Genomic DNA, 22,907 nt, shown 5'->3' with positions numbered 1-22,907 from the left:
CACGCAATCGCACTTACGCAACACTTCGAATGGTTGGCTTGCGTGTGGCAGAAAGATCGCGGGTACCATCGTGACTTGCAATCTGGTATCTCATTATTAGTTTCGACCATCGCCACTCGGTCGGTCACACACTGCGGACCGTTTCGGCACCCTCTATTTCGACCAAGGAATTCGATGTTGACCCTGTCTAATATGCGCATTGGCGCTCGACTCGCACTTGGCTTCGCGGTGGCCATTCTTATCATGCTAATCATGTCGCTGGTCGGCATCAGCCGTATCCAGGAAGTGGCAGCTCGCACCGATCAGCTGGTAAAAGACCGGTACGTCAAAGTCACATGGCTTAGCGACATGCGTAGCCAAGTCAATCGCGGCGCACAAGCAGTGCGCAATGCGATGCTAACGCCGGACCCAGCCAAAACCGAGGACTTCCTGCGCGAGATGGCGGCGGCCGACGCTGCCGGCGGCGAGTCGGCCGGAAAAATGCATAAGTCTGATCTGACACCCGACGTGCGCGCTATCTTTGACCAGCAAGACAAAGCGTATTTCGCTTACAAAGAACGCCTCGACAAAGCAATCGCCCGGTATCGCACCGGCGATCGTGAAGGGGCAGTACAGGCCATGTTTTCCGAGGTGGTCCCCGCACAAACCGTCTACTTCCGCCATCTCGACGAGCTGCTGAAGATTCACCGAGAGCTGATGGAGCACGACGCGGATACAGCAGCCACCGCCGCAAAGGCGGCTACGACGTTAATGATCGTGCTGCTCGTGGTGGCCATCCTGGTGTCGGCTGTGATCGGTTGGCTGATCACACGCTCGGTCACCAGCCCCGTCGCCGAAGCAGTTCGGATCGCTGAGACCGTCGCGGGCGGCGATCTCACCGCGCAGATCGTTACGACTCGCCAGGACGAGATGGGCCGCCTGCTCGGGGCTCTGGGCGGCATGACAGCAGCGCTGACGGGGACCGTACGCACCGTGCGTGACAGCACCGATGCGATCAACACCGCTGCAGCAGAAATCGCCAGCGGTAACATGGACCTGTCGAACCGCACTGAGCAGCAGGCTGCCAGCCTGGAGGAAACCGCCTCGTCCATGGAGGAATTGACGTCGACCGTTCAGCAGAACGCGGACAACGCGCGCCAGGCCAACCAGCTGGTCGTCTCGGCCGCGAGTCACGCGAACGAGGGCGGCCAGGTCGTCAGCCAGGTGGTGGAGACGATGGGCTCAATCAAGGAAAGCTCGAGCAAGATCGTGGACATCATCGGCGTGATCGACGGCATCGCCTTCCAGACCAACATCCTGGCGCTAAATGCTGCCGTCGAAGCGGCGCGCGCCGGCGAACAGGGCCGCGGCTTCGCGGTCGTCGCATCGGAAGTGCGCAACTTGGCGCAGCGTTCGGCCAGCGCGGCGCGTGAGATCAAGGAATTGATCTACGATTCGGTCGAGAAGGTCGATGCAGGCAGCCGACTAGTCGATCAGGCCGGCACCACGATGGAGCGCATTGTGACGTCCGTGAAGCAGGTGGCGGACATCATGAACGAGATCGCCTCGGCCAGCCAGGAACAGAGCTCGGGCATCGCCCAGGTGAACACCACTATCACGACGATGGATTCGGCCACGCAGCAAAATGCTGCGTTGGTCGAGGAAGCGGCGGCCGCAGCGGCGAGCATGCGCGACCAGGCGCAGCTACTGGCCACCGCAATTTCGGTCTTCCGTATTGAGGAACGTTCCTCCGCAGGTTCGACTTCTCGACCGGCTTCGGGATCGACTACTGTTCCGGTTCGATCCTTGCCGACGAAGTATCCGAAGCAGACGAAAAGTGTCGTTACCACGCCTTCACAGCCGCGCCCAGGAGGGGGCGGCAAACCTGTGGATCGCGATGATTGGGAAGAATTCTGACGCCAGCGGTGGATCCATTAACCACCGGGCACGAGCAGGGCATTGTACATGTCCGTGCACCGGCAGGGCACTGCGCGTCCGTCCTGTTTCTGCAGGTCTCGGTGGTCAGGACATATGTGAGTTTCGGAAAAGATGCGATGCACGGGGCCAACGTGTCGGGCGGAGGCCAACGAATTCGGCTAATAGCTGCGACGGTTTTACGCTTTTGCTTTGCTAAGCGGGTAAGCTAGCCATTCTATGATCCAGCATCACATCCTGTTAGTTGACGACGAACCTTACGTTGTTCGTGTGCTCCGCCTTTCGCTCGAACGAGAGGGATACGACGTTGCCACCGCTATCGATGGCCACGATGCTTTGTCAAAATTGGCAAAGCGCTGTCCTGATGTGCTCATTACGGACATTAACATGAACGGTATGGATGGCCGAACGCTGTGCCCGTTGGCTCGAAAAATGTATCCGGACAGTTCGTTCCTCATTCTGATCATGACTTCGTTGACGGCCTTAGACGAACGCTCCTGGGTGCGACAGGTGAGCAATGCTGAATTTCTAGAGAAGCCTCTGTCGCCTCGACAATTGGTCGCCAGACTAGCTCGCCACTTCACATCAGCGTCGTAGCTTAGCGCGAGAGCGTCATGGGCCATCTCCTACTCAATTGCCGGCGAACGAAGAATCACACTTGATCGGTTTCAACCACCGAGTGGGCACCAGATGTTGCCCATACCGGACGCTCGTACGCGCATTCCATGCACCAGCTCGTGTTGGCGGTATTGCAGAGTGAGTCTTTTCTTAAGGAAATTTTAATAAATCATTGACAACTAATGTCGCGTGAGTTACCTTAATTGCTCAACAACATCTAGTACTTAAGAGAACAAAATGAAACTGCAATCCATCGCCCTGGCAGCAATCCTCAGCACCGCGTTTGGCGGCGCAATGGCTGAAAACTATACCTCTCCGACGATCGTTCTGGCAGCTGGGGACGCGAACTGGACCGCTGATTTTGGCACGAGCCATACTATCGGCGACTTTACTGACACGTTCACGTTCAGCTACAGCGGCATGACCGCCGATGCGACCGGTTTCGCTCGCAACGTGCAAAACAAGAAAAGCAATATCGACTTCTACTCCGCAACGTTGAACGGCGTGGAGCTTGACCTGACGAACGGCGCCAAGTATTCCGATATCGATTTCTCGGATCTGCCGGTCAACGGCACACTGACCCTGGTCATCACTGGCAAGGCATTTGGCGACGTCGCTAGCTACGCCGGGACGATCGACGTAACCTCGGCTGTTCCTGAGCCAACCACTTACGGGATGCTGCTGGGCGGCTTGGGCGTTATGGGCTTCCTGGCTCGTCGTCGCAAGGCTTGATTGCGCGGTACTCAGCTAGATGGAAAGACGCTTCGGCGTCTTTTTTTACGTCCATTGTTCCGACCGGCAGGTTTTGGCCGAACTCGGCCGTTCGCCCCATCATAGTAGATGGCGAACAGGAAAAATCATAGACTGTCACGACAGGCAGCTGTCGCCCCAAAGCGGACTATATCGACTTTCGTTAGGGCGTCTGCGACTACGCGGAGGACAGATGCAACATGTGATACAGCTAATGCTGGTGGCGGTTGCCGGTCGCCAGTCGCCGGTCACCAGAACTTAGCCATGTCGATCAATACTCGCGCCTAGTTGGCAATTAGCTGCTGACTTCGAAGAACGAATCAATTTACAAAGTTGCCGGTCTGTAGCAGGGCCAACACTTAGACCTGGAGGCCGCAGCTATCTCAACCTCCACAAGGATAAACGGCGCTTGAATGAAGCAAGAACTGGACAAGGACTATGGCCAGTGATTGGCCGTAATCCGTGCTGTGTGTAACGCACCAAACATGCATGCTCGGGAGGGCAAGCGTTGAATCAAAGACTGCAACAGGCTAGTATATCAGCATGCAACTTTTACTAGTCGAAGACGACGAAATCCTCGCTACTGGAATGGCGTCCCTGCTCCGCCTATCGGGATTCGCGGTGGAACATGCCCCTAACGGCGCGGTCGCCGAGTTCCTGCTCACGCGACATCACTTCGACGCCGTCATTCTCGATCTTGGCCTTCCGTTGGTCGACGGACCGACCGTGCTGCAGAAACTGCGCGCGTCAGGCGACGATTTGCCTGTCCTGGTCCTGACCGCGCTGGATCGGCTCGATAGCCGGATCACGCTGCTTAACGCGGGGGCGGACGATTACATTACCAAGCCGGTCGATTTCTATGAACTCGAAGCTAGATTACGCGCCGTGCTGCGCCGTTCAGCGCATAAAAGAGCGGCGGCGCCGACCGGTCATGGCAGCAGTACCTCGCTTGCTGGCCCTTTGCGATTCGATCGGGACACTCGCCGGGCCGTGAGCAGCGCCGGAGCGGTCGAGTTCAGTCCACGCGAAACAATCCTGCTTGACCTGCTGCTCGCCAACGCCGAACGCGTGGTGACAAAAGAGCAAATCATCGCCGCGTGGGCGAAGGAAGGTTTAGAAGTCGGTCAGGGCAACGCAATCGAAGTACACATGCATCGACTGCGCCGAAAGCTCGACAATTCCAGCCTTTCCATCAAGACTATCCGCGGGCTGGGTTACTTGCTGGAGGGCGGAGCGGAATGCGTCTAACGCACCTAAAGCCAACGTGATGCCTCGTTTGCGCTGTCGCCACACAAGTATATCTCTACGTCGCCAGCTAGTGCTCTGGATATTGCTTCCGCAATTGGTATTGTGGTTGGCCGGCGGGGGCTGACCTATCGCCTTGCGGTGCATTATGTGAATCAGGCCGCCGACGCCATGTTGTCGCAGACCGCCCGTACCTTGTCGCGTCAGGTCCAACCCACCCCCACCGGCCTGCTAGTCGATTTTCCGAGGGCAGCCCAGGAAGTACTCGAAGCCGACCCCAAAGACCGCCTTCTCTACACAGTCAGCTCGCCACCGGGCCGGGTGATCCTCGGCAACAAAACCGTTCCGCATCCGCCAAAGAACGCCCGGCTGCGCGAGAACGAACCGTATTTCTACGATGCTGAATTGATGTTGGCCGAACCTGGCGCCGGCGCTACTGCGGGCGCCCGCATCATGGTGCGCGTCGCGGCCTTATACGTTACTTATGACGATCCAGATGGCCGGCAGCAGGCGATGCTAGTGCAGGTGGCGCGTAACATGGCGCACCGCGAGAACCTCTGGAAGAGAATTCTGGTCGATACACTTCTGCCATTGTCAGTACTAATAGTCCTGATGACGATCATTGTCTGGGTTGGCAGCGGTGCCGGCCTGGCGCCCCTGGTGCGCCTGCGTCGCGAGGTCGAAGGGCGCACGCCGATGGATTTGACTCCTCTGCGCAGTGACGCTGCACCACAGGAAGTACGCTCCCTGGTCCAAGCGCTGAATGCCTTACTGGCTTCGATACGCCAGAACGTCGCCTCGCAACAGCGCTTTATTGCCGACGCTGCTCATCAGCTGCGCACGCCATTGGCGGGACTGCAAAGCCAGACCCAGCTCGCCTTACGCACCAACAGCGATCCGGCGCTGGCTTCATGCCTCTCATTGGTCCATGGGAGCGCTGTGCGCAGTGCCCACCTGGTCGACCGGCTGCTCATGCTGGCGCGGGCAGAGCCAGAAGCCGCGATGGCGACGGAACAGACCCTTGTCGAGGTGCTACCGTTCGTGAAAGGCCTAGTGACGGAAACCGTGCCGCGGGCGCTGCGTGCACTGATCGACCTGGGCATCGAAGAAACGACTGACAGCCGGGAGGCCGTGCCGCTTCGTGTGATGGGCAATGAGCTCCTGTTGCGTGAAGCATTGCTCAATATCGTGGACAATGCGATCGAATACGCCGGGCCCGGCAGCGAGATCACCGTCCAGGTGAAACGGCAGGGAGACCGCGCATTGGTCACGATTGTCGACACCGGTCCAGGTATACCCGTCGCGCTGCATGAACGCGTACTCGAACGCTTTGTCCGCGCCACTGACAAGGGTCTCGGCTGTGGCCTCGGACTGGCCATCGTCAGGGAGATCGCCTTGCGCCATCATGGTGATGTCGTACTGAGTAACGTAGAGCCGCATGGGCTGAAAGTGGCGTTCAGTTTGCCGCTGGCCACCCCGCGCCCATGAACCCGCGAGCGCAACGCATCGACGAGGCCCGTTGCTAGCCCGTTTGTGTCGAACTGTGTCCAGTGGAATATTCGATCTTTCGGTTGCCATTTCTTCCAATTGATTTGCGAGTACTGAATATGCAAAATGCGGTCCACGCAAACAGGATCGGCCGGGGATGGCCGGGCAGCTCGATACTGGCGGCCGGGTTACTTGCGTACGGCGTCGTATCATCGGCGCCCATTGAAGTGCTGCATTCATGGGACGGCGAGTCCGATGCCAGGTCCCTGGCCGTGCTACGCACTGCAGTCATCGAAAAGGGCCACAAGTGGCGCGACTTTACCGTCGTCGGCGGGGCGGCAATGGGATGGCGGCCGCATTGCTGCAGTTCCGTGTCCTGTCGGGAAATCCCCCCTCGCTCGCGCAGGTCCAGACGCCCGTCATCGCTGAATGGGCGCGGCAGGGCCGTTTGGGCAACGTGGATATCGTGGCTCGGACCCAGAACTGGGACGCCTTGCTGCCGCTGCAGGTCCGCGCGGCTGTGCAGCATGACGGGAAATATGTGGCGGTTCCTGTCAACGTACATCGGCTTAACTGGCTATGGATTAATACCAGTGCACTTGAGCGCGCCGGCGCCAGCGTGCCGTCTACCTGGCAGGAGTTCTTCGACACCGCGGAAAAGCTGAAACGCGCGGGCTTCGTGGCGCTCGCCCATGGCGGCGAACAATGGCAGGATCATCTACTGTTCCAGACCGTCGCGCTGGGCGTCGGTGGCGGCGAATTCTATGTAAAGGCGCTGCTCGAATTTGATCCCGCTGCGTTGTCCAGTTTGACGATGGAGCAAGTACTGCTTACTTTCCGTCGACTCAAGCAATACACCCAGCCAAAGGAGCCAGCGAGGCGCTGGATGAAGGCCTCGGAAATGCTGATCAACGGGTCGGCCGGGATGCAATTCATGGGCGATTGGGCCAAGCCGACCTTTACTGGCGCCAAAGCGCGCAGCGGCTGGGCATTCCACTGTACTGCGGCACCAGGCACGGCCCAGTATTTCCTGTTCGCGACAGACGCATTCGCTGTCTTCCGGCCAGACGGCGCGGAGGCTGCTCGGGCCCAGCTGGATTTTGCCGGCGTGGCAATGTCAGCACCTGTTCAGACATCGTTTAACTTGGCAAAAGGCTCCATTCCGGTTCGGCTGGACATGGACGCTCGCTCCTTTGATCACTGCGGCGTCATTGCCGTCCAAGCCTACCGCCGCGCAGCACACAATGGCAACCTGATTCCGAACGCGACCGTCTCGGCGCGCCGGGACGTCGAACAACGCATTCCAGCGATCACCAGCGCTTTCTGGCGCGACGGCAGGATTACTCCGCAAACCGCCATGAAACGCCTTGTACAGGCGGTCCGGCAGCACCCGTAACTCCCGCGTTACGACATCGCCTAACAACTGAGCTTCTCAGGAATCAAATCCCCTCCTGTGGCAGCCGGGGATAGCGCCGCTGCACGTGTTGCGTAAACTCCGTGAAACACCATTGCGATAACGATCAAGCGCTTGACCGTCTGTATGTCACCGCCTAATCTTTGCAATATTGCGGTAATTATCTTGTCAAAAGACAATAATTACTGCAATATTCCATCAACAATGATTGGCGGCAGCGTTGCTAGCTCGGCAGATATCGCGCGAACTCCATTTGCATGGATCTTCGCGCACCCATGCCCGGCAGTGCAACGGCCGTAGAGCCGACAACTACATCCATTTCCTGGATACCAGGGGAGACATATGAAACAGACAAAGAAAACGGCGATCGCGCTCGCGATCACGCAACTGGTCTCTATTGCAAGCGCTACGGCTCATGCGCAGATCGCAGAAGCGACGGCGCCAGGTGAGCAGACCGCGCCAGTACAAGCGGTGGTGGTGACTGGTGTGCGCGCATCGCAATTGAAGGCGATCGATATCAAGCGTAACGAGGACAAGGTAGTCGATGCCATTGTGGCGGAGGACATTGGCAAGTTGCCCGACTTTACAATCGCCGATTCGCTGCAACGGGTAACCGGCGTTCAGGTAGCGCGCGAAGCCGGGGAAGCGGGTCGCGTGACCTTGCGCGGCATGCCCCAGGTGCTGACCACCTTGAATGGCGACATGTTTCTGGGTGCCGGCAACGTTGTTTCGACTCAACCCAACTATGCAGATATCCCAGCGTCGCTAATCGCGGGCGCCAGCGTCATCAAGTCGAACACTGCCGATATTCTGCCCGGCGGCATTGCCGGTACCATCGATCTGAAAACACGGCAGCCAATGGATCTCAACAAGGGATGGAACCTGACCGGGATCACCGAAGCCCAGCGGGGTTCCCTGTCGAAGAAGACCAGTCCCAACGTTTCCGTGCTAGCCGGCTACAAGGCGCACGATTCCAGCTGGGCCGCTCTGGTATCGGCCAACAAGTCCCGCTCCGAGCGGGCGAACTATAACGCTAACGCCCAGAATAACGACTGGGATCGGATCACCCCAGATGGCGTGTTGAAGAATCCGAACGACGCCAGTGCCGGCTATTACGACCTGACGGGCAAGGGCGCCGGCTGCGTCACTGCCCCCTTCCCGGCAGGAATCAATCCTGGCGCACCGTTCGGGTCGTTGACCCCGGCCCAGACGAACGCTGTCAAGAGCTTCCATGACCGCAATAACCTGAATTGTCTACTCGCTGGCAATTACGTGTGGATGCCGCGCATGATTTCCGCAAACGACAGAAAACTGATCCGCGACCGCGAAGCCGTCTCGGCCGCCTTCACCTACAAGTTGTCCCGCGAATGGCGGGCCACACTCGAATCATTCCATTCGAAAATCGCTGACCAGAACTACCGCCATGACATCTATTTCCACAACAATGGCGTGTTGTTCGATCGTCTGCAGCCGGGCATCGAGATGCCGACCATCAGCGAGAACAATGTCGTCACCAAGGGTGTCCAGCGTACCGCGCGGCTCTTCTCGCGCGCCGGCAACGAGCGTGCCGACGGCAAGGCGACCAATACCATGTTGCGGCTCGAGTACGGTGGCCAAGGACCGCTATCGGGCGACCTGCGCTTCCAATATTCAAACAACAGGCGAGACCTCGTGAACGGCTCAGTGGACTCCAATCTCGATCCAACCGCCACCTCCGGCCCGGCCGGCTGTACCAACAACTGCACCGTTCAGACAGGCACCGGCACAGCCACATGGCCCGGATATCTGATGGATTTCGACTTGACCGGCAAGGAGCCGGCGATCGGGTTTCGCGACGGCGGATGGGATGCCACCAAGCTGCGGCTGGGCAGCTTCAGCGTTGCCGGCTCCGAGGAAGTGGGCCGACTGGGCAATTTCGCCACCAATGGCGTTTGGGACGACAAGGTATGGCTGTTCGATGGCTTCAAGTTCGGCGCCCGGGTCAGTCGGCAGAACATCGACCGCTTCGGCTGGCAAATGTATGCCCCGACGTACACTGGCACCCCGGGGCAGAACTACAATGCCTATCCAAGCATTAGCTCGGTCCCGGTCGGCACCCCTTTTCGCGACGCGTTAAAGCCCGGAGTCGCACCGGACCTGCTGTCGGCGCATCCGGACCATTTCACCAAGGTCTACAACCAGGTCGGGGTCATTGCCACGCCGCCCATCGCCCTGGTCGATCCGGCGGTCCTGAAAAATCCGCTGGCACAGTGGCAATCCCAGTTCACGACCTGGACCGATCCAGCCACCAACCAGACTTACACGCCTGTCCGGGCGGCTTCGCCTGAACAGAACTACCGCTTCAAACTGGTATCGAAAGAAGCCTACTTCCAGGCCGACTTCTCGGGTGACGCCTGGTTCGGCTGGACCTATGCGGGCAACGTTGGTCTGCGCCGGGTCGATTCCGAGGCGACCATCACACGCCACCTGGTGGACGTCAACACGCGCCAGTTCGTCAACGGCCCGCTGGCCGACCTTGGCACCGAAGTGCTGGTGCGGCGTTATTCCGACAACCTGCCAAGCTTCAACCTGCGGGTCGCACCGGCACCGAACCTGGCGATTCGCCTGGGTGTTAACAAGGCCATCACGCGGCCCGATATCAGTGTGCTGGGCAAGCAGACCACGTATGGCCGCAATGCCAACAATGGCACCGACCCAAGCCTTCCGGATGCGTTCAATATCTTCTTGAACGCCAACGCGGGCAACGCGGACCTGCAGCCATGGCGTTCGACCAACACCAACCTCAGCCTGGAGTGGTATCCAACCCGCGAGATCCTGGTCAACCTGGCGGCCTACCGCCTGGACATCGATTCGTTCGCACGTACCATTACCTTCAATGCGCCTGGTCCCGACATTGACGGCGAGGTGCGCCGTACCGGCACCTGGACCCAGACCGTTAACGGCGAAGGCACCTATACCCAGGGCCTGGAAGGCGGCGTGAAAATGCCGTTCACCTTCCTGCCGGGCGCCTGGAGCGGTCTCGGCATCGACGCCAACTACACCTATGGCGAATCGAAAGGCTTCGATACCGATTTCGCCGGCGACAGCCTGCCCCTGCCCGACTTTTCGGAGCACACCGCCAATCTGGCAATTTGGTATCAGAAATACGGCTGGCAGGCACGCATTGCGGCGAACTGGCGCAGCCCCCGTTTCTCCTCGGTCCGCGGACAGCGCAATCCGAACACCAACCTGAGTCCGGCCGATCCTGCCCTGGTCAACCAGTTCCTTGGCAATTCCAGTCTGTCGAATGCCCGCCTGGCGACCTGGTACAACGCGGTCACCTATGTCGACGCGTCGGTCAGTTATGACATCGGACAACACGCCACCGTGTACCTGCAGGCCACCAATCTGCTCAAGGCATACGACTCGCGCTATGCGCAATTCGAGGAAATGTTCATGGACCAGAGCGCATTCGACCGAACCATCACCATCGGTGCGCGGTTCAAGTTCTAGGGAGCAGACGCGACACGAATCATTTCTCAGTTGTCTCCTTTAGCCAGTCAACGCAGGCTGCATGGCACACTGCGTCGACTGGCGTTTTTCGGTTTTTCGTCTTTATATTTTATGGAGTTTGCAATGCCCTCTTACCCTATCGTCCCGGCTGTTCTCCTCACCGCCCTGTTGTGCGCAGCCTCACCCGTCATGGCGCAATCGGGCGCGTGCGACGCCACCAACGCACAGGCCGTGCCCACCCTGACGGCGCAGGAAAAAGCGGAAGGCTGGACCGTGCTGTGGGACGGTAGCTCGAACGATGCCTGGCGCGGCGTCAAATCCGACGCGTTTCCACAGCACGGCTGGCGCACTTGTGACGGAGTCCTCACCATCATGGGCAAGGGCGGAGAAGAATCGCGCGGTGGCGGCGACATCATCACTCGCAAGCGTTATAGCGACTTCGAGCTGACCTTGGAAGCAAAGCTTAGCCCGGGCGCCAACAGCGGCGTCAAGATCTTCACCCAGCCCAACCTGGCCCCGATCGACCGCCTCACCGGCAAGCCGGCAACGGTGGGCTCGGCGATCGGCATGGAGTTCCAGCTGCTTGATGACGAGCGCCACCCCGACGCGAAACTTGGCCGCGACGGCAACCGGACCATCGGCTCGCTGTACGACCTGATCCCGGCCAAACAAGATAAAACCGCCGCTCCGGTGGGTCACTGGAACCACGTGCGCATTCTGGCGCAAGGCAAGCAGGTAACGTTCTGGCTCAACGGCAGGAAGACTGTTGAATTCGAGCGAGGCTCCGCAGCCTTCCGTGCTGCCGTGGCGGCCAGCAAATTCCGCGATATTGCCGGCTTCGGTGAATGGGCCGACGGCCACATTCTTCTGCAGGACCATGGAGACCAGGTTTCCTTCCGCAACATCCTGATCCGCGAGCTGCGCGCGAAGTAAGCACTCATGTTCCACCAGACCTTCGCGTCGATGAACACGCGCTTTTCCATGGTCTTGCCGGCCATCGACGAGCACCACGGCATGCAGCTGGCGCGCGAAGCCCAGGTCCTGCTGCAAGAGCAGGAAGTGCTGATGAGCCGCTTCGATGCTCACGGCGCGCTGGCGGCGCTCAACCGCATCGCCGCCCACGGCCCGGCGCCGGTGCCGGCGGCCTTGTGGGAAGTGCTGGACGCTTGCCGGCGCCATCACCACCTGACCGGGGGCGCCTTCGATATCGCCCAGGGCGGGCCGCAGGGCAGCCGCGGCATGCAGCTGCTCGATGTCGATGCGGCGGCGCGCACCGTGCGCTTCGACGCGGCGGGCATGCAGCTGGACCTGGGCGGCATCGGCAAGGGCATTGCGCTGGACGCGGTGCGCCAGAGGCTGCTCGCGCGTGGGGTTGACCAGGCGTTGCTCAGCTTTGGCGAAAGTTCGCTCGTCGTCATCGGCAAGCACCCCGCCGCCGATAGCTGGCCAGTGGGCGTGGAGGACCTGTTCCATCCAGGCCGGTCACTGCATCGCTTCGACCTGCGCGACACCGCAATGTCCACTTCGGGTAACCGCGTCGGCCAGGCTCATATCTTCGATCCCAGCGACGGCCAGCCGATCAGCGGCTGCCGGACCGTGTCGGTGAGCTGCGCCGGCGCTGCCGATGCCGAAGCGCTGTCGACCGCCCTGTTCGTGCTGGCACCCGCGCGCCGCGTGGAGGTGCTGCGGCACTATCCCTGCGCCCAGGCGGTCGAGTTTATCTACCTGGAGAAGAACGGTCACTGGACTGTGGAAAAGAGATGGCAACATGACTGACAAGCTTCACGAGAATATCCTGCGAGACGCGTGGCTGCGGCGCCGCTTCCTGGCGCGTCTGGCCGGCGTTATCGCCGGATCCACCCTGCTCAGCGGACTGCCATGGATGGCGCCGCTGCGCGCCCAGCCGGTCGGTGCCTCGCCGTCGGACCGCGTACGGATCGGCGTCATCGGCATCGGCTCGCGCGGCAGCCTGCTGCTGCAATACCTGCTGCGCACTCCCGGGGTCGAAATCGCCGCGCTGTGCGACGACTACCCGCCCAATCTGTTGGCGGCCATGGCGGCGGCCGCTGGCAAGCCGACGGCGTTTACGGATTATCGCAAGCTGCTGGCGATGCCTGGCCTGGACGGGGTAGTGATCGCGACGCCGCTTCACGAGCATGCCCCGATGTGCCTGGACGCGCTGGCCGCCGGCAAGCATGTGTTTTGCGAGAAGAGCCTGGCGCTCACGGTGGACGAATGCAAGGCCATCGCCCGCGCGGCTCAAGCCAGCGGACGGGTGTTTCAGGTCGGCCACCAGCGCCTGTTCAGCGCCTCCTTCCTGCACGCCCATGAGGTGGTACAAACTGGCCAGCTTGGCCCGATCACCCAGATCCGCGCCAGCTGGCACCGTAATAACGACTGGCGCCGTCCGGTCCCGCACCCCGCATTGGAACGCAAGCTGAACTGGCGGTTGTACCGCGCCTACTCCGGCGGCCTGATGGCCGAGCTGGCCTCGCATCATCTGCAGGTCGCCAACTGGTACCTGGATGCCGCGCCGCTGTCCTGCGTCGGCTACGGCAGCATCAATCACTGGAAGGACGGGCGCGAGGTATTCGACAACGTTAACGTGCTGTTCCGCTACCGCGACGGCGTCACCTTCATCTACGACTCGCTGATCAGCAACCGCCACCACGGGCTGGAAATCCAGGTCATGGGACCGAAAGGCACCATCGAAGGCGAAAGCGGAAAGCTCTACCTGGAACAGCCGCCGCCGGCGCCGGCCATCGCCGCGCTGGTGAACCAGATCGAACGGGGCAGCGCCGAGACGCTTGCCATCGGCGGCCCGACCTGGAAACCGGAAAGCAAAGCCGGGACGGCCGGACAGCAGCTGCGGCGCGAGCTCGGAGACGACGACGGCACCATCCTGTCGATGGCCGCCTTCGCCAATGCGATCCGCGCGGGCCGGCCTATCCCGCACATGATCGACCACGCCTATCGCTCCGGCATCGCCGCGCTGATGGGGCAGGCGGCCATGGACCAAGGCCGCGAGATCGCCTGGCCGGGCAACTACAACTAAATTCAAACACATCCAAGGAGACATTCATGGCACACACACTTTCCTCGCCACGCCGCCGGCAATTGGTCAAAGGCGCTCTGGCGACGCTGACCGCGCCATACCTCGGCCACGCCATGGCGGCAAGCGGCAAGGTCAACCTGGCCTGCGTTGGCATCGGCAACCGCGCCGCGGATGTCATCAAGGCCCTGCACGCTACCGGGCTGGCCAACATCGTGGCGCTATGCGACGTCGACATGGGCGCGCCACACACGCTCGAGATCATGAAACTATTCCCCGACGTGCCGCGCTTCCAGGACTTCCGCCGCATGTTCGACAGCATGGGCAAGCAGATCGACGCAGTCAGCATTGGTACGCCTGACTTCTCGCATTTCCCTATCGCCATGCTGGCGATGTCGCAAGGCAAACACGTCTACTGCGAGAAGCCGATGGGCCAGAGCTTCCGCGAGATCGCGCTGATGATGGCTGCGGAACGCAAATACAAGGTGGCGGCCCAAATGGGTAACCAGGGCCATTCGGAAGCGAATTATTTCCAGTTCAAGTCCTGGGTCGATGCCGGCATCATCAAGAACGTGCGCGCCATCACGGCACACATGAACAACCCGCGCCGCTGGCACGGCATGAAGGTGAACGGCTACCTGCCGCGCCAGCCGGTACCAGCCACGCTGGACTGGGACGGCTGGGTCGCTACCGGCGCCTGGCACGACTACAACCGAGGCTACATCAACGGCGACTGGCGTTCCTGGTACGACTACGGCAATGGCGCGCTGGGCGACTGGGGCGCCCACATCTTCGACACGGCCCACGAGTTCCTGCAACTGGGCCTGCCGACCGAAGTCGAGGCGGTGCGGCTGGAAGGCTGGAGCCCCTTCATCTTCCCGCAAGCGTCGACGCTGGCTTTCCGCTTCCCCGAACGCGGCGCCCTCCCCCCCCTGGAGCTGACCTGGTACGACGGCGTTGACAACCTGCCGCCGCTGCCGAAGGACTATGGTGCGGCCATCGTCGACCCCAACATTCCACCGCCTTCGAAAGGCAGCGCCGACGCGCCCAAGCTGCCGCCCGGGAAAATCATCTATGGCGAAGGCCTGACGTTCAAGGGTGGCTCGCACGGCTCCCAGCTGAGCATCGTGGGCACCGCAGGACGGGACATCGCCCTGCCATCGGTGCCGACGAGTCCATCGAAGCATTTTGCCAATTTCCTCAAGGCCTGCATGGGCGAGGAAACCTGCCGCTCCAGCTTTGCGGTCGCCGGCCCGCTGTGCCAGGCCATGGCATTGGGCGTGATTGCCCAAAGGGTCAACGGCAAGCTCAGTTTCGATCCGGTCAGCAAGCGCATCACCAATCATCCGAAGGCCAATGCCCTGCTGGCCGGGGCGCCGCCGCGCAAGGGCTGGGAGCAGTACTACAAGCTCGCATAAGCACATTCGCGTAACAAAAAAATTGGAAAACGCGTGAGTATGCGATTGAAAACCATAGTGGGGATGCTGCAGGCACTGGCTGCGCTGATCGTGGCCGGGCGTGCCACTGCCGCACCCGGCCAGGCGACGGGAGACCACGGACGCCAGCGCGTCAATATCGACCAGGGCTGGCGCTTCGCCCACGGGCACGTATCGCAGCGGCCTCGCCGGCATGGCAAATACGTGTGTTCAATGGCGGGGCTCAGGTAATCGTCGAATCGACCGGCACCTCCGGGGCGGCAAGCTTGCGCGCGAGGTCCGGAAAGCTGGTACCGTCGGCCATCGACTGCGAGGTTCGTTAGCCTGCCTGCATGACCTCGCCGGTGCTCGGTCAGCTGAGCGCCGGCGATCGGATAAGCCCTTCGGTATCTCGGCGCCGTGCTGAAAACGGCCGATATAGTGAAGGAAACATCTGAGGTAGCGTTCAAGCGAATGTATTTTTTGAGAGTCAAACGAGCCCGGTACTTGAGCCGCCATGCATTACGGAAATCGCTAACAAATTCCTCTCAATCAGACGCTCGCCCGGTCTTTGGACAAAACGACGCCTGCCCGGCACTGCCACCAGGTCGTGGATCACTGGTCGTCAGCGTTTCTGACCGCATATACAAAGGGAAATATGAACAAAATAAACCCCACTGCCCTGTATTTCGCATTTGCATTGACTGGGTGTGCAAGCGTTACCAGTAACGCACCAGAACCGAAGAGTGCCAGCGGGCCACAGCCTAGCCAGGCTAAGTGGATTCAGCTCTTCAACGGGAAAGACTTATCCGGCTGGACTCCAAAATTCAAAGGCCATCAAGTCGGCGTCAACTACAAAAACACCTTCAAGGTTGAAAACGGCGTCCTCAAAGTCGACTACAGCGAGTACGACAAATTCGACGGCGAATTCGGTCACCTGTTCTGGAAACAGAGGCTATCGCACTACCGCATTCGGGCAGAATATCGTTTCGTTGGCGACCAAGTCGCGGGCGCTCCAGGCTGGGGCTATCGCAATAACGGCATCATGATTTTTAGTGAACCGCCAGAGACCATGGAACTCGACCAGGAATTTCCTGCATCGATTGAAGTGCAGATGCTTGGTGGAGGCGGCCCTGGTGACCAGAACAACGGATCGTTTTGCACTCCACATACTAGAGCAGTATTCAATGGGCAGCTGACGACTACCCACCGCACCTCGGCAAAGTCAAAGGTGTATGTGGGGGACGACTGGGTAACATTCGAGGTTGAGGTTCACGGTGGAAAATTAATCAAGCATATCCTTGATGGCGAAACTGTGATCAGTTATAGCCAGCCGCAGCTCAATCCAAGCGATCCACACAGCCGGCTGCTGATGGAGAAGGGATTCCCTCAGTTGCTGGAAAGCGGCTACATTGCAATCCAGGCAGAGACGCACCCTACGGAGTTTCGACGGATAGAAATCCTGCCATTAGAGGAACCACTTTAGGCAAACAGCGTCGGCGCAGAGTTGTCTTGTTTGTCTTGTTTACTGTCGTGGTTAAATAATTTTTGGACCAACAATAGGTCGCGCTGTTTTTCCGTTTGTAGACGGCGTGCGATAATCTTCTGGTGAGCGACCACTGGATTGCCGTTCGAGGCCATTTGGATATCGCTGATTTCGCGCTTTGCCGTGTCATCGTGGAACTCCCACGCGACTTTTCCATTGCGAACAATGTACACGTCGCGCGTCATCGCCTCGCCCGCATACAGAAAGTCGTGTTGCGCCAGACCGTTGCCGGGAAGTTCGGATGTTTGTCCTGTCAGCGGCCCGGCTGCCAGCAAAAGGGCAAGAAGGTTGAAACGTCGACGTGTCGTGATGGCCATGCTAGCTCCCGGCATTGTGTATGTCCCATGGTAGACAAGCAGAGGTAACAAATACGCCAGTGCAGGAAAAAATCACCTATTTGAGTCAGGAGAGCGAGCGATCCCGGCATAATTCCTGTTTCCTCTACTGTCGAACCGGAGTGTCATGGACCGCCGCAGTTTCATCCGTTTGTCGAGCTTCTCCGCTGGTGCGTGGCTGCTGTATGAGGCCCTCCCTGCTTCGTTGGCGCAGGTGCCGGAACTAGCGGCATCGTTCCGGCCGTCACCACTCATTCGCATTGATGGAAATGGCCTTGTCACGTTGTATGTGCAAAAGCAGGACATGGGCAAGGCGTGCGCACTGCTTTGCCGGTACTACTCGCTGAAGAACTGGACGTGAACTTCGACACCGTACGCGTTGAAACGCTGCCATACGATGCGGCTAGCGCGGGCCAGTTCAATACCTGGGCCAGTGCCAGCGTGCGAGGCGCCTGGACGAGCCTGCGCAAGGCCGGCGCAACGGCACGCGCGATGCTTGTCGAAGCGGCAGCCCAGCAGTGGGGCATTCCGGTACACCGTGTCCGCACTGCCAATGGCGTGGCGATCAATCTCGACACGAACGCCACGTTGCCGTATGGCGCGTTGGCCGATGCCGCCAGCCGCCTGCCTATTCCGGCAGAAGTGCAATACAAGAACCCAGCCGAATACCGGTTCATCGGCAAGTCCGTGACGCGTCAGCGCGTGCGCGAGAAAATCAACGGTGCCGAGACCTTTGGTATCGATGTTGCGCTGCCAGGCATGCTGGTGGCGATGGTCGTCCGATCGCCCACCTTCCACGGTAAAGTAAAGTCGTTCGATGACGGCGCAGTGCGTGCCCTCGGCGCGGGCATTGTAGCGGTGTTGGAGGTAAAGCAGATGCCGGGCTGCGACAACCGCAATGGAGTGGCCATCGTGGCCACCAGCACCTGGCTGGCGATGCAGGGGCAGAATCTGCTGAAGGTACAATGGGAGGGTGAGCCACCAGCATACGCAGACAATGCTGCGCTGGCACGTGGCATGCGCGAGGCCATCGCCGACAGCATGCCGGCAGCCACGTTCGACGCCAATGGTAAGAGCAAGGCGTTCGTCCCGTCAGAGGGGGCCTTGCTGACCGCCGAGTATGAGCTTCCTTACCTGCACCAAGCGACGATGGAAACGCCGAACTGCGTCGCGAGCTGGCAGGACGGGAAGTACGAAGTGTGGGGCGGATTCCAGGCGCCGTCGTTCTTTGCCAGCGCACTGGCGAAAGCGTTCGAGGTGGACCGGTCCGCCGTGTTCGTCCACCTGTTGCCGATGGGCGGCGGCTTCGGGCGCAAGGAAAAGGTCGACAACGCCGCAGAGGCGATGCAACTGGCCAAAGCGCTGGGCAAGCCGGTCAAGTTGCTGTTCTCGCGTCCCGATGACGTAGCCAATAGTTTTTACAGGCCTGCCACCGTGCACCGGTTGGCGGCGCGCGCGGCCAAGGGGGGTATCGACGTTTGGCGTCACCAGGCCGCTGTCACGAGTTTCCCTGCCAAGGCCATCATGAGCCCGCAGCATCTGTCCGGCGGCCTGTCGAACGACCTGATCTATCCAGTCGGCGACTACCAAACCGCGGTGTATCCAGTCATATCGCCACTGCCAGTAGGCTCCTGGCGCGCCATCTCGTACAGCCAGAACGTGTTCGTGGTGGAGTCATTCATCGATGAGCTGGCCCGCCAGCAAAAAGTCGATCCCCTGCGGTTCCGCTTGCAATTGCTGCGCCAGGGTGGCGACGAGGATAGTCCGTCAAGCCATCGCGTCCGCATGGCCGCGGTCCTTGCCCGCTGCGGCGACGCGATCGGCTGGGGGCGTGCTGCGAAGAAGGGACGCCATCGTGGTATAGCCTGTTGCGTCTATACGCATACGCACGCCTATACGGCACATGCGTTCGAGGTCAGCGTGGTCAAGGGCTCTGTAAAGATACACCGGGTGGTATGTGTCACCGATTGCGGTATCGTGGTCGATCCTTCCGGCTTCCGGGCACAGATCGAGGGCAGTCTGGTATGGGGACTGTCCGCCGTGCTAACCGGCGAAATCACGTTCAAGGATGGCGCGGTGACACAGCAGAATTTTGCTGACTATGAAGTGTTGCGTATGCATCAGCTGCCGCCGCTGGAGCTGATCGTCATCGACAGCAACGAGCCTCCGGCCGGTGCGGGCGAGCCCGCGGTGCCATCGGTGGCTCCGGCACTTTGCAATGCGATTGCAGCGGCTACAGGAAGGCCTGTACGCAAGCTGCCACTGGCTGCGGTGGGTTTTACGTTGGCCTAGCAGCCTGCGCTGTCGGAGATCTGTGGCCCACCAGGTGACAAGCCACAGGTGCCAACTGCACGAGCGACACGCATCACCGGTTTCTCTTCGGCGCTACCCGCCAGATCTCGCCGGTGACATCGTCATCGACAAGCAGTGAGCCGTCGTCCTGCACCACCACCGAGGATGGACGTCCCCATACTTCCTTATCACTGACAACGAAGCCGGTCATAAAATCCTGATATTTTCCTGTCGGAACGCCATCTTTCATGAACACCCGCACTACTTTCGAGCCTGTGCGCGAAGTGCGGTTCCAGGAGCCGTGCAGGGCCAGGAACAAATCGCCGTTGTAGTCCTTGGGGAATGCCGCCTGGGCAGATGGAGAGGCGTTATACATGATCATGCCGAGTGGTGCGGAGTGGGCAGTCAACAGCAGGTCCGGCGCGGTAACCTTCCCTCTCAGGTCCGGGCGGTGCCCTTTCAGGCGTGGCTCCTCGTGGCTGCCGATGTAGTGCCACGGCCACCCATAGTGGGCACCAGCCTTTACACGCGTCAGGTAGTCGGGAGGCAAGTCATCGCCCAGCATATCGCGCTCGTTGACGCTACACAGTAATTCGCCCGTGCGTGGATACAGATACATGCCCACGCAATTTCTAAGGCCCGTGGCAAACGTGCGCTTGTTCTTGCCATCTGGATCGAATGCCAGAACGAGTGCACGGTCGAGCTCGGAGCCCCAGGCAGCCCCCAGCCCGTGTCTGGCCTCCCACTGTGCCAGCGCCAGGGGAGGCTTCGGTCCAATGCCTTCGGCAACGTTTGAAGCCGAGCCTATCGACAGGTACATGGTCTTGCTGTCGGCCGCAAAAACCAGCGTGCGGGACGAATGACTACCCGTCTCGGCAGTCAACGTGGGCACGACGACTTCCGGTGCCGCCCCCGCCACCAGATCGCCATTGCGATAGGGGAAGCGGACGATCGAATTCACGTTGGCCACGTAGAGGTAACGCGGATCAGGACCGACTGGCCAGAACGCGAATCCGAAAGGCCGGTCAAGCTTTGAAGCGAAAACACTGACCGTCTCCGCAGTCACACCGGACTTCGAACGGAAAACCTTGATCAGCCGTTGCGTCGTCGATGATATGAAGATGTCACCATTCGGTGCCCTTACCATTACGCGGCCGCGGTCGGGGTCCGTAGCCCAAAGGTTAACGTTGAAGTTGTCCGGTACGGCGGGCAGTGTCCCTTGCGGGCGCGGCACGGTGCGCGGATTGTTGCCAGCACTGGCACTGGCAAAAGGTGCCGGCAGGTCAGCGATGCGTACCTCGCGTATTCGCCCTGGCTTGTCGTCACTCCAGCTCTCCTGTTTGGAACTGCCAGCTATGGATGCGGAGCGCGCCTTGCCGGGTGCCACGGCTTTGCCCTGCGCTGTCGCCAGGTACTTGATTAACGCTGCACGTTCGCCCGGTTGCGTAACGGCGACCGGCATAGTCGTACCGGGCGCGTAGGCAGAGGGATCTCTCAGGAAGATGTCGAGCTCCTGCGCAGTCCAGTGCCTGCCGTTGGCACCAATAGCACTCAAGGCATTGGAGTAGGCAAAATCCTTTGCTGCGGCAACCTTGCGACCGACGACGTTAAACAACGGTGGCCCTGCCAGCGTGGCCATGTCTGGCGAAGCCGAATGACACATTGCGCAATTGTTCTGAAAGATGCGCTGCCCACTTGGCGTGGCGGCATGAACAGCGACGCCCACCACCGCCCCGATCGTGACGATGGCGAACTTGCTCGTGATAGCGAAACGCATGGAAAACCTGTGATAAGGAAGAGTGAAACTAGAGTGAACCAGCGAATGAAAAAAACGCCGTTTTGTTGCAAACACCTAGACGCCTAACGCGCGCCCTGGTACATGAAGCCACTGTCGTTCAAGCCAAATTTGTATTTCCTGTTCATGTCAATGATCTCTGCGCCGGCCAGCAGTAGCGGACCATAGCCGTGAGCAGCGCGTGTGCTGATCGGGCGGTAGTAGTAGAACGCCGGGTCGAACGCCATGCCGGTACCCACGCAGATGCTTGCCATCTCGCCTTTGGCGTTGACCTGACGGGCCACAGCGTTCCACGCCAGGTTGGCCTTGGTGCCGTACATCTCCTTGTCGAGATAGCCGCGGTTGACGCCGCGCGCGAACGCGTAGGCGAATATCGCTGTTGCCGAAGATTCCAGATACGAATCGGGACGGTCAAGCAGCTGGTGCCACATGCCATCCTTATCTTGCAGGTGTGCGAGTCCGGCTGCATGCTTGCGCAACTGCATTTCGACAGCCTTGTAACCCTTGTGGGTCTTCGGCAGGACTTCCAGCACTTCAACCATGGCCATGATTGCCCAGCCGTTGGCACGTGCCCAGTGCAATTCCGGGTGATCGCGCATGCCTTCGACGTAGCCGTGCATGTAAAGGCCTACCTGCGGATTGAACATCCGCCTGGAGAATTGCAGTACCTGTTTCACGGCGTCGTCGTAGTATTTCGCATCGCCTGTGTACTTTCCCATCAGCGCTATCGTAGGAATGCCCATATACATGTCGTCCAGCCAGAGGGTGTTCGGCAGAGGACGCAGCTTGGCCTTGCCCTTTTCGTCCGGGCCGCCACGGGCCAGCGTGCCGTCGGGGAGACGGTATTCTGTCTCGGTGACGAACTTGCTACAGATATCCAGCATTTGGCTGTAATCGACTTTTGACCCCAGATTCTTTGCGTGCAGGAAGCTCATGCACATCGCGCCTGCGTCGTCCAGTGCGTGCGGATTGAGCAAGCTCTTGATTGGTGCCCGCGCGCCGGCGGGGTCGGCTTTCACTGCAGGCAAATACAAGCGCGTCAGTTCCGCCAGCAGTTGATGGCGTTTCATCGTGTAGTCGGTGTAGCGACTGTCCCCGGTTGCGGCGCCTGCAGCGAGCATGCCGGCGTAGGTGACTCCCCATTCATAGCTGTTCAGGCGGAAGTCACCGGGCTTCAGTACGACGTTCGGGTCGGCCTTCTCCAGCCTGGCAACCGGCGCTTGCGAAAGCTTGTTGATCAGTTCCGCTGGCGTGGTGGCCTCCAGGTATTTGAACACGCGGTCCATTACCGCCTTGACCTCGTCTGACTCCATTGCACGGTATGGATTGGGGTACTTCACATCGAGTGCGTGGAGCATTGCGTCTGCCGCAGCCGGCCCCCTCTCCTGCGCTGATGGCGCTTCCTGGGCGGTGGCGCTGAATGGCGAAGCCAACGTACAGGCGACGAAGGCGAGCACTGAGGTATTGCGTGCCGTGTCCGGCATGCGTCGGGGTTGGGTCTTTCTCACGTTACGATCGTCTCCGGATATGAATGGGTGGGGTATGCGCAGT

General features: G+C 60.1%; 18 protein-coding genes. 15 read left to right on the top strand and 3 right to left on the bottom strand.

Annotated elements, in window-relative coordinates; genetic code table 11:
* Positions 1–174: 174 nt before the first annotated feature.
* From EWM63_RS32995 to EWM63_RS28350, 13 genes are all read left to right on the top strand, one after another.
* The gene (locus tag EWM63_RS32995; RefSeq protein WP_130189518.1) at positions 175–1,896 is read left to right on the top strand and encodes a methyl-accepting chemotaxis protein; all 1,722 of its coding nucleotides are present in this window, start codon (positions 175–177) and stop codon (positions 1,894–1,896) included.
* A gap of 237 nt (positions 1,897–2,133) precedes the next feature.
* Complete coding sequence (locus EWM63_RS33120; protein WP_130189517.1) at positions 2,134–2,511, top strand: response regulator; 378 nt, start codon at positions 2,134–2,136, stop codon at positions 2,509–2,511.
* Positions 2,512–2,769: 258 nt separating this feature from the next.
* On the top strand, positions 2,770–3,264 hold the full coding sequence (locus EWM63_RS28400) for an FxDxF family PEP-CTERM protein (protein WP_130189516.1): 495 nt from the start codon (positions 2,770–2,772) through the stop codon (positions 3,262–3,264).
* A 561-nt stretch (positions 3,265–3,825) separates the two neighbouring features.
* The gene (locus tag EWM63_RS28395) at positions 3,826–4,530 is read left to right on the top strand and encodes a response regulator transcription factor (protein WP_130189515.1); all 705 of its coding nucleotides are present in this window, start codon (positions 3,826–3,828) and stop codon (positions 4,528–4,530) included.
* Positions 4,531–4,677: 147 nt separating this feature from the next.
* Entirely contained in the window at positions 4,678–6,015 is a 1,338-nt protein-coding gene (locus EWM63_RS28390; RefSeq protein ID WP_229487552.1) for a sensor histidine kinase, read from the top strand.
* Between the two features lie 346 nt (positions 6,016–6,361).
* Positions 6,362–7,411 (top strand): ABC transporter substrate-binding protein, encoded by a 1,050-nt coding sequence (locus EWM63_RS28385; protein ID WP_165390973.1) that lies wholly within the window; start codon positions 6,362–6,364, stop codon positions 7,409–7,411.
* A 360-nt stretch (positions 7,412–7,771) separates the two neighbouring features.
* Positions 7,772–10,921, top strand: coding sequence for a TonB-dependent receptor (locus EWM63_RS28380; RefSeq protein ID WP_130189513.1), 3,150 nt, complete (start codon positions 7,772–7,774; stop codon positions 10,919–10,921).
* A gap of 123 nt (positions 10,922–11,044) precedes the next feature.
* The gene (locus EWM63_RS28375) at positions 11,045–11,854 is read left to right on the top strand and encodes a 3-keto-disaccharide hydrolase (protein ID WP_130189512.1); all 810 of its coding nucleotides are present in this window, start codon (positions 11,045–11,047) and stop codon (positions 11,852–11,854) included.
* Between the two features lie 6 nt (positions 11,855–11,860).
* Positions 11,861–12,697 (top strand): FAD:protein FMN transferase, encoded by an 837-nt coding sequence (locus EWM63_RS28370; protein ID WP_130189511.1) that lies wholly within the window; start codon positions 11,861–11,863, stop codon positions 12,695–12,697.
* The gene (locus EWM63_RS28365; RefSeq protein WP_165390972.1) at positions 12,690–13,976 is read left to right on the top strand and encodes a Gfo/Idh/MocA family protein; all 1,287 of its coding nucleotides are present in this window, start codon (positions 12,690–12,692) and stop codon (positions 13,974–13,976) included. Before EWM63_RS28370 ends, EWM63_RS28365 begins: the two co-directional genes overlap by 8 nt.
* Positions 13,977–14,002: 26 nt before the next feature.
* The gene (locus tag EWM63_RS28360; protein ID WP_130189509.1) at positions 14,003–15,391 is read left to right on the top strand and encodes a Gfo/Idh/MocA family oxidoreductase; all 1,389 of its coding nucleotides are present in this window, start codon (positions 14,003–14,005) and stop codon (positions 15,389–15,391) included.
* A 33-nt stretch (positions 15,392–15,424) separates the two neighbouring features.
* A complete protein-coding gene (locus EWM63_RS28355) occupies positions 15,425–15,640 on the top strand; it encodes a hypothetical protein (RefSeq protein WP_130189508.1) in 216 nt (71 codons plus the stop codon).
* Between the two features lie 406 nt (positions 15,641–16,046).
* Positions 16,047–16,874: a 3-keto-disaccharide hydrolase gene (locus tag EWM63_RS28350; protein WP_130189507.1), complete on the top strand. Its 828-nt coding sequence runs from the start codon at positions 16,047–16,049 to the stop codon at positions 16,872–16,874.
* Here the strand turns inward: EWM63_RS28350 and EWM63_RS28345 are convergent.
* Entirely contained in the window at positions 16,871–17,251 is a 381-nt protein-coding gene (locus EWM63_RS28345) for a hypothetical protein (protein WP_130189506.1), read from the bottom strand. The genes EWM63_RS28350 and EWM63_RS28345 overlap by 4 nt on opposite strands.
* Before the next feature lie 145 nt (positions 17,252–17,396).
* Here EWM63_RS28345 and EWM63_RS28340 point away from each other — a divergent pair, with 145 nt between their 5' ends.
* Together EWM63_RS28340 and EWM63_RS28335 are read left to right on the top strand one after the other, a co-directional pair.
* On the top strand, positions 17,397–17,630 hold the full coding sequence (locus EWM63_RS28340; protein ID WP_130189505.1) for a hypothetical protein: 234 nt from the start codon (positions 17,397–17,399) through the stop codon (positions 17,628–17,630).
* Complete coding sequence (locus EWM63_RS28335; protein ID WP_130189504.1) at positions 17,585–19,561, top strand: xanthine dehydrogenase family protein molybdopterin-binding subunit; 1,977 nt, start codon at positions 17,585–17,587, stop codon at positions 19,559–19,561. Before EWM63_RS28340 ends, EWM63_RS28335 begins: the two co-directional genes overlap by 46 nt.
* A 73-nt stretch (positions 19,562–19,634) precedes the next feature.
* Here EWM63_RS28335 and EWM63_RS28330 read toward each other — a convergent pair whose 3' ends face one another.
* Positions 19,635–21,338: a PQQ-dependent sugar dehydrogenase gene (locus tag EWM63_RS28330; RefSeq protein ID WP_130189503.1), complete on the bottom strand. Its 1,704-nt coding sequence runs from the start codon at positions 21,336–21,338 to the stop codon at positions 19,635–19,637.
* An 83-nt stretch (positions 21,339–21,421) separates the two neighbouring features.
* Positions 21,422–22,864 carry a glycoside hydrolase family 88/105 protein gene (locus EWM63_RS28325; RefSeq protein WP_229487551.1) on the bottom strand — a complete coding sequence of 481 codons (1,443 nt, stop codon included), beginning with the start codon at positions 22,862–22,864 and terminating at the stop codon, positions 21,422–21,424.
* Positions 22,865–22,907 lie beyond the last annotated feature (43 nt).

Source organism: Pseudoduganella lutea (genome assembly GCF_004209755.1).
Lineage (GTDB): Bacteria > Pseudomonadota > Gammaproteobacteria > Burkholderiales > Burkholderiaceae_D > Rugamonas > Rugamonas lutea.
This window is presented reverse-complemented; position numbering and strand designations above follow the sequence as displayed.

Bases quoted from the DNA above. Each gene is read 5' to 3' on its own strand.
- EWM63_RS32995 (WP_130189518.1), top strand. From the start codon at position 175: ATGTTGACCCTGTCTAATATGCGCATTGGCGCTCGACTCGCACTTGGC.
- EWM63_RS33120 (WP_130189517.1), top strand. From the start codon at position 2,134: ATGATCCAGCATCACATCCTGTTAGTTGACGACGAACCTTACGTTGTT.
- EWM63_RS28400 (WP_130189516.1), top strand. From the start codon at position 2,770: ATGAAACTGCAATCCATCGCCCTGGCAGCAATCCTCAGCACCGCGTTT.
- EWM63_RS28395 (WP_130189515.1), top strand. From the start codon at position 3,826: ATGCAACTTTTACTAGTCGAAGACGACGAAATCCTCGCTACTGGAATG.
- EWM63_RS28385 (WP_165390973.1), top strand. From the start codon at position 6,362: ATGGCGGCCGCATTGCTGCAGTTCCGTGTCCTGTCGGGAAATCCCCCC.
- EWM63_RS28380 (WP_130189513.1), top strand. From the start codon at position 7,772: ATGAAACAGACAAAGAAAACGGCGATCGCGCTCGCGATCACGCAACTG.
- EWM63_RS28375 (WP_130189512.1), top strand. From the start codon at position 11,045: ATGCCCTCTTACCCTATCGTCCCGGCTGTTCTCCTCACCGCCCTGTTG.
- EWM63_RS28370 (WP_130189511.1), top strand. From the start codon at position 11,861: ATGTTCCACCAGACCTTCGCGTCGATGAACACGCGCTTTTCCATGGTC.
- EWM63_RS28365 (WP_165390972.1), top strand. From the start codon at position 12,690: ATGACTGACAAGCTTCACGAGAATATCCTGCGAGACGCGTGGCTGCGG.
- EWM63_RS28360 (WP_130189509.1), top strand. From the start codon at position 14,003: ATGGCACACACACTTTCCTCGCCACGCCGCCGGCAATTGGTCAAAGGC.
- EWM63_RS28350 (WP_130189507.1), top strand. From the start codon at position 16,047: ATGAACAAAATAAACCCCACTGCCCTGTATTTCGCATTTGCATTGACT.
- EWM63_RS28345 (WP_130189506.1), bottom strand. From the start codon at position 17,251: ATGGCCATCACGACACGTCGACGTTTCAACCTTCTTGCCCTTTTGCTG.
- EWM63_RS28340 (WP_130189505.1), top strand. From the start codon at position 17,397: ATGGACCGCCGCAGTTTCATCCGTTTGTCGAGCTTCTCCGCTGGTGCG.
- EWM63_RS28330 (WP_130189503.1), bottom strand. From the start codon at position 21,338: ATGCGTTTCGCTATCACGAGCAAGTTCGCCATCGTCACGATCGGGGCG.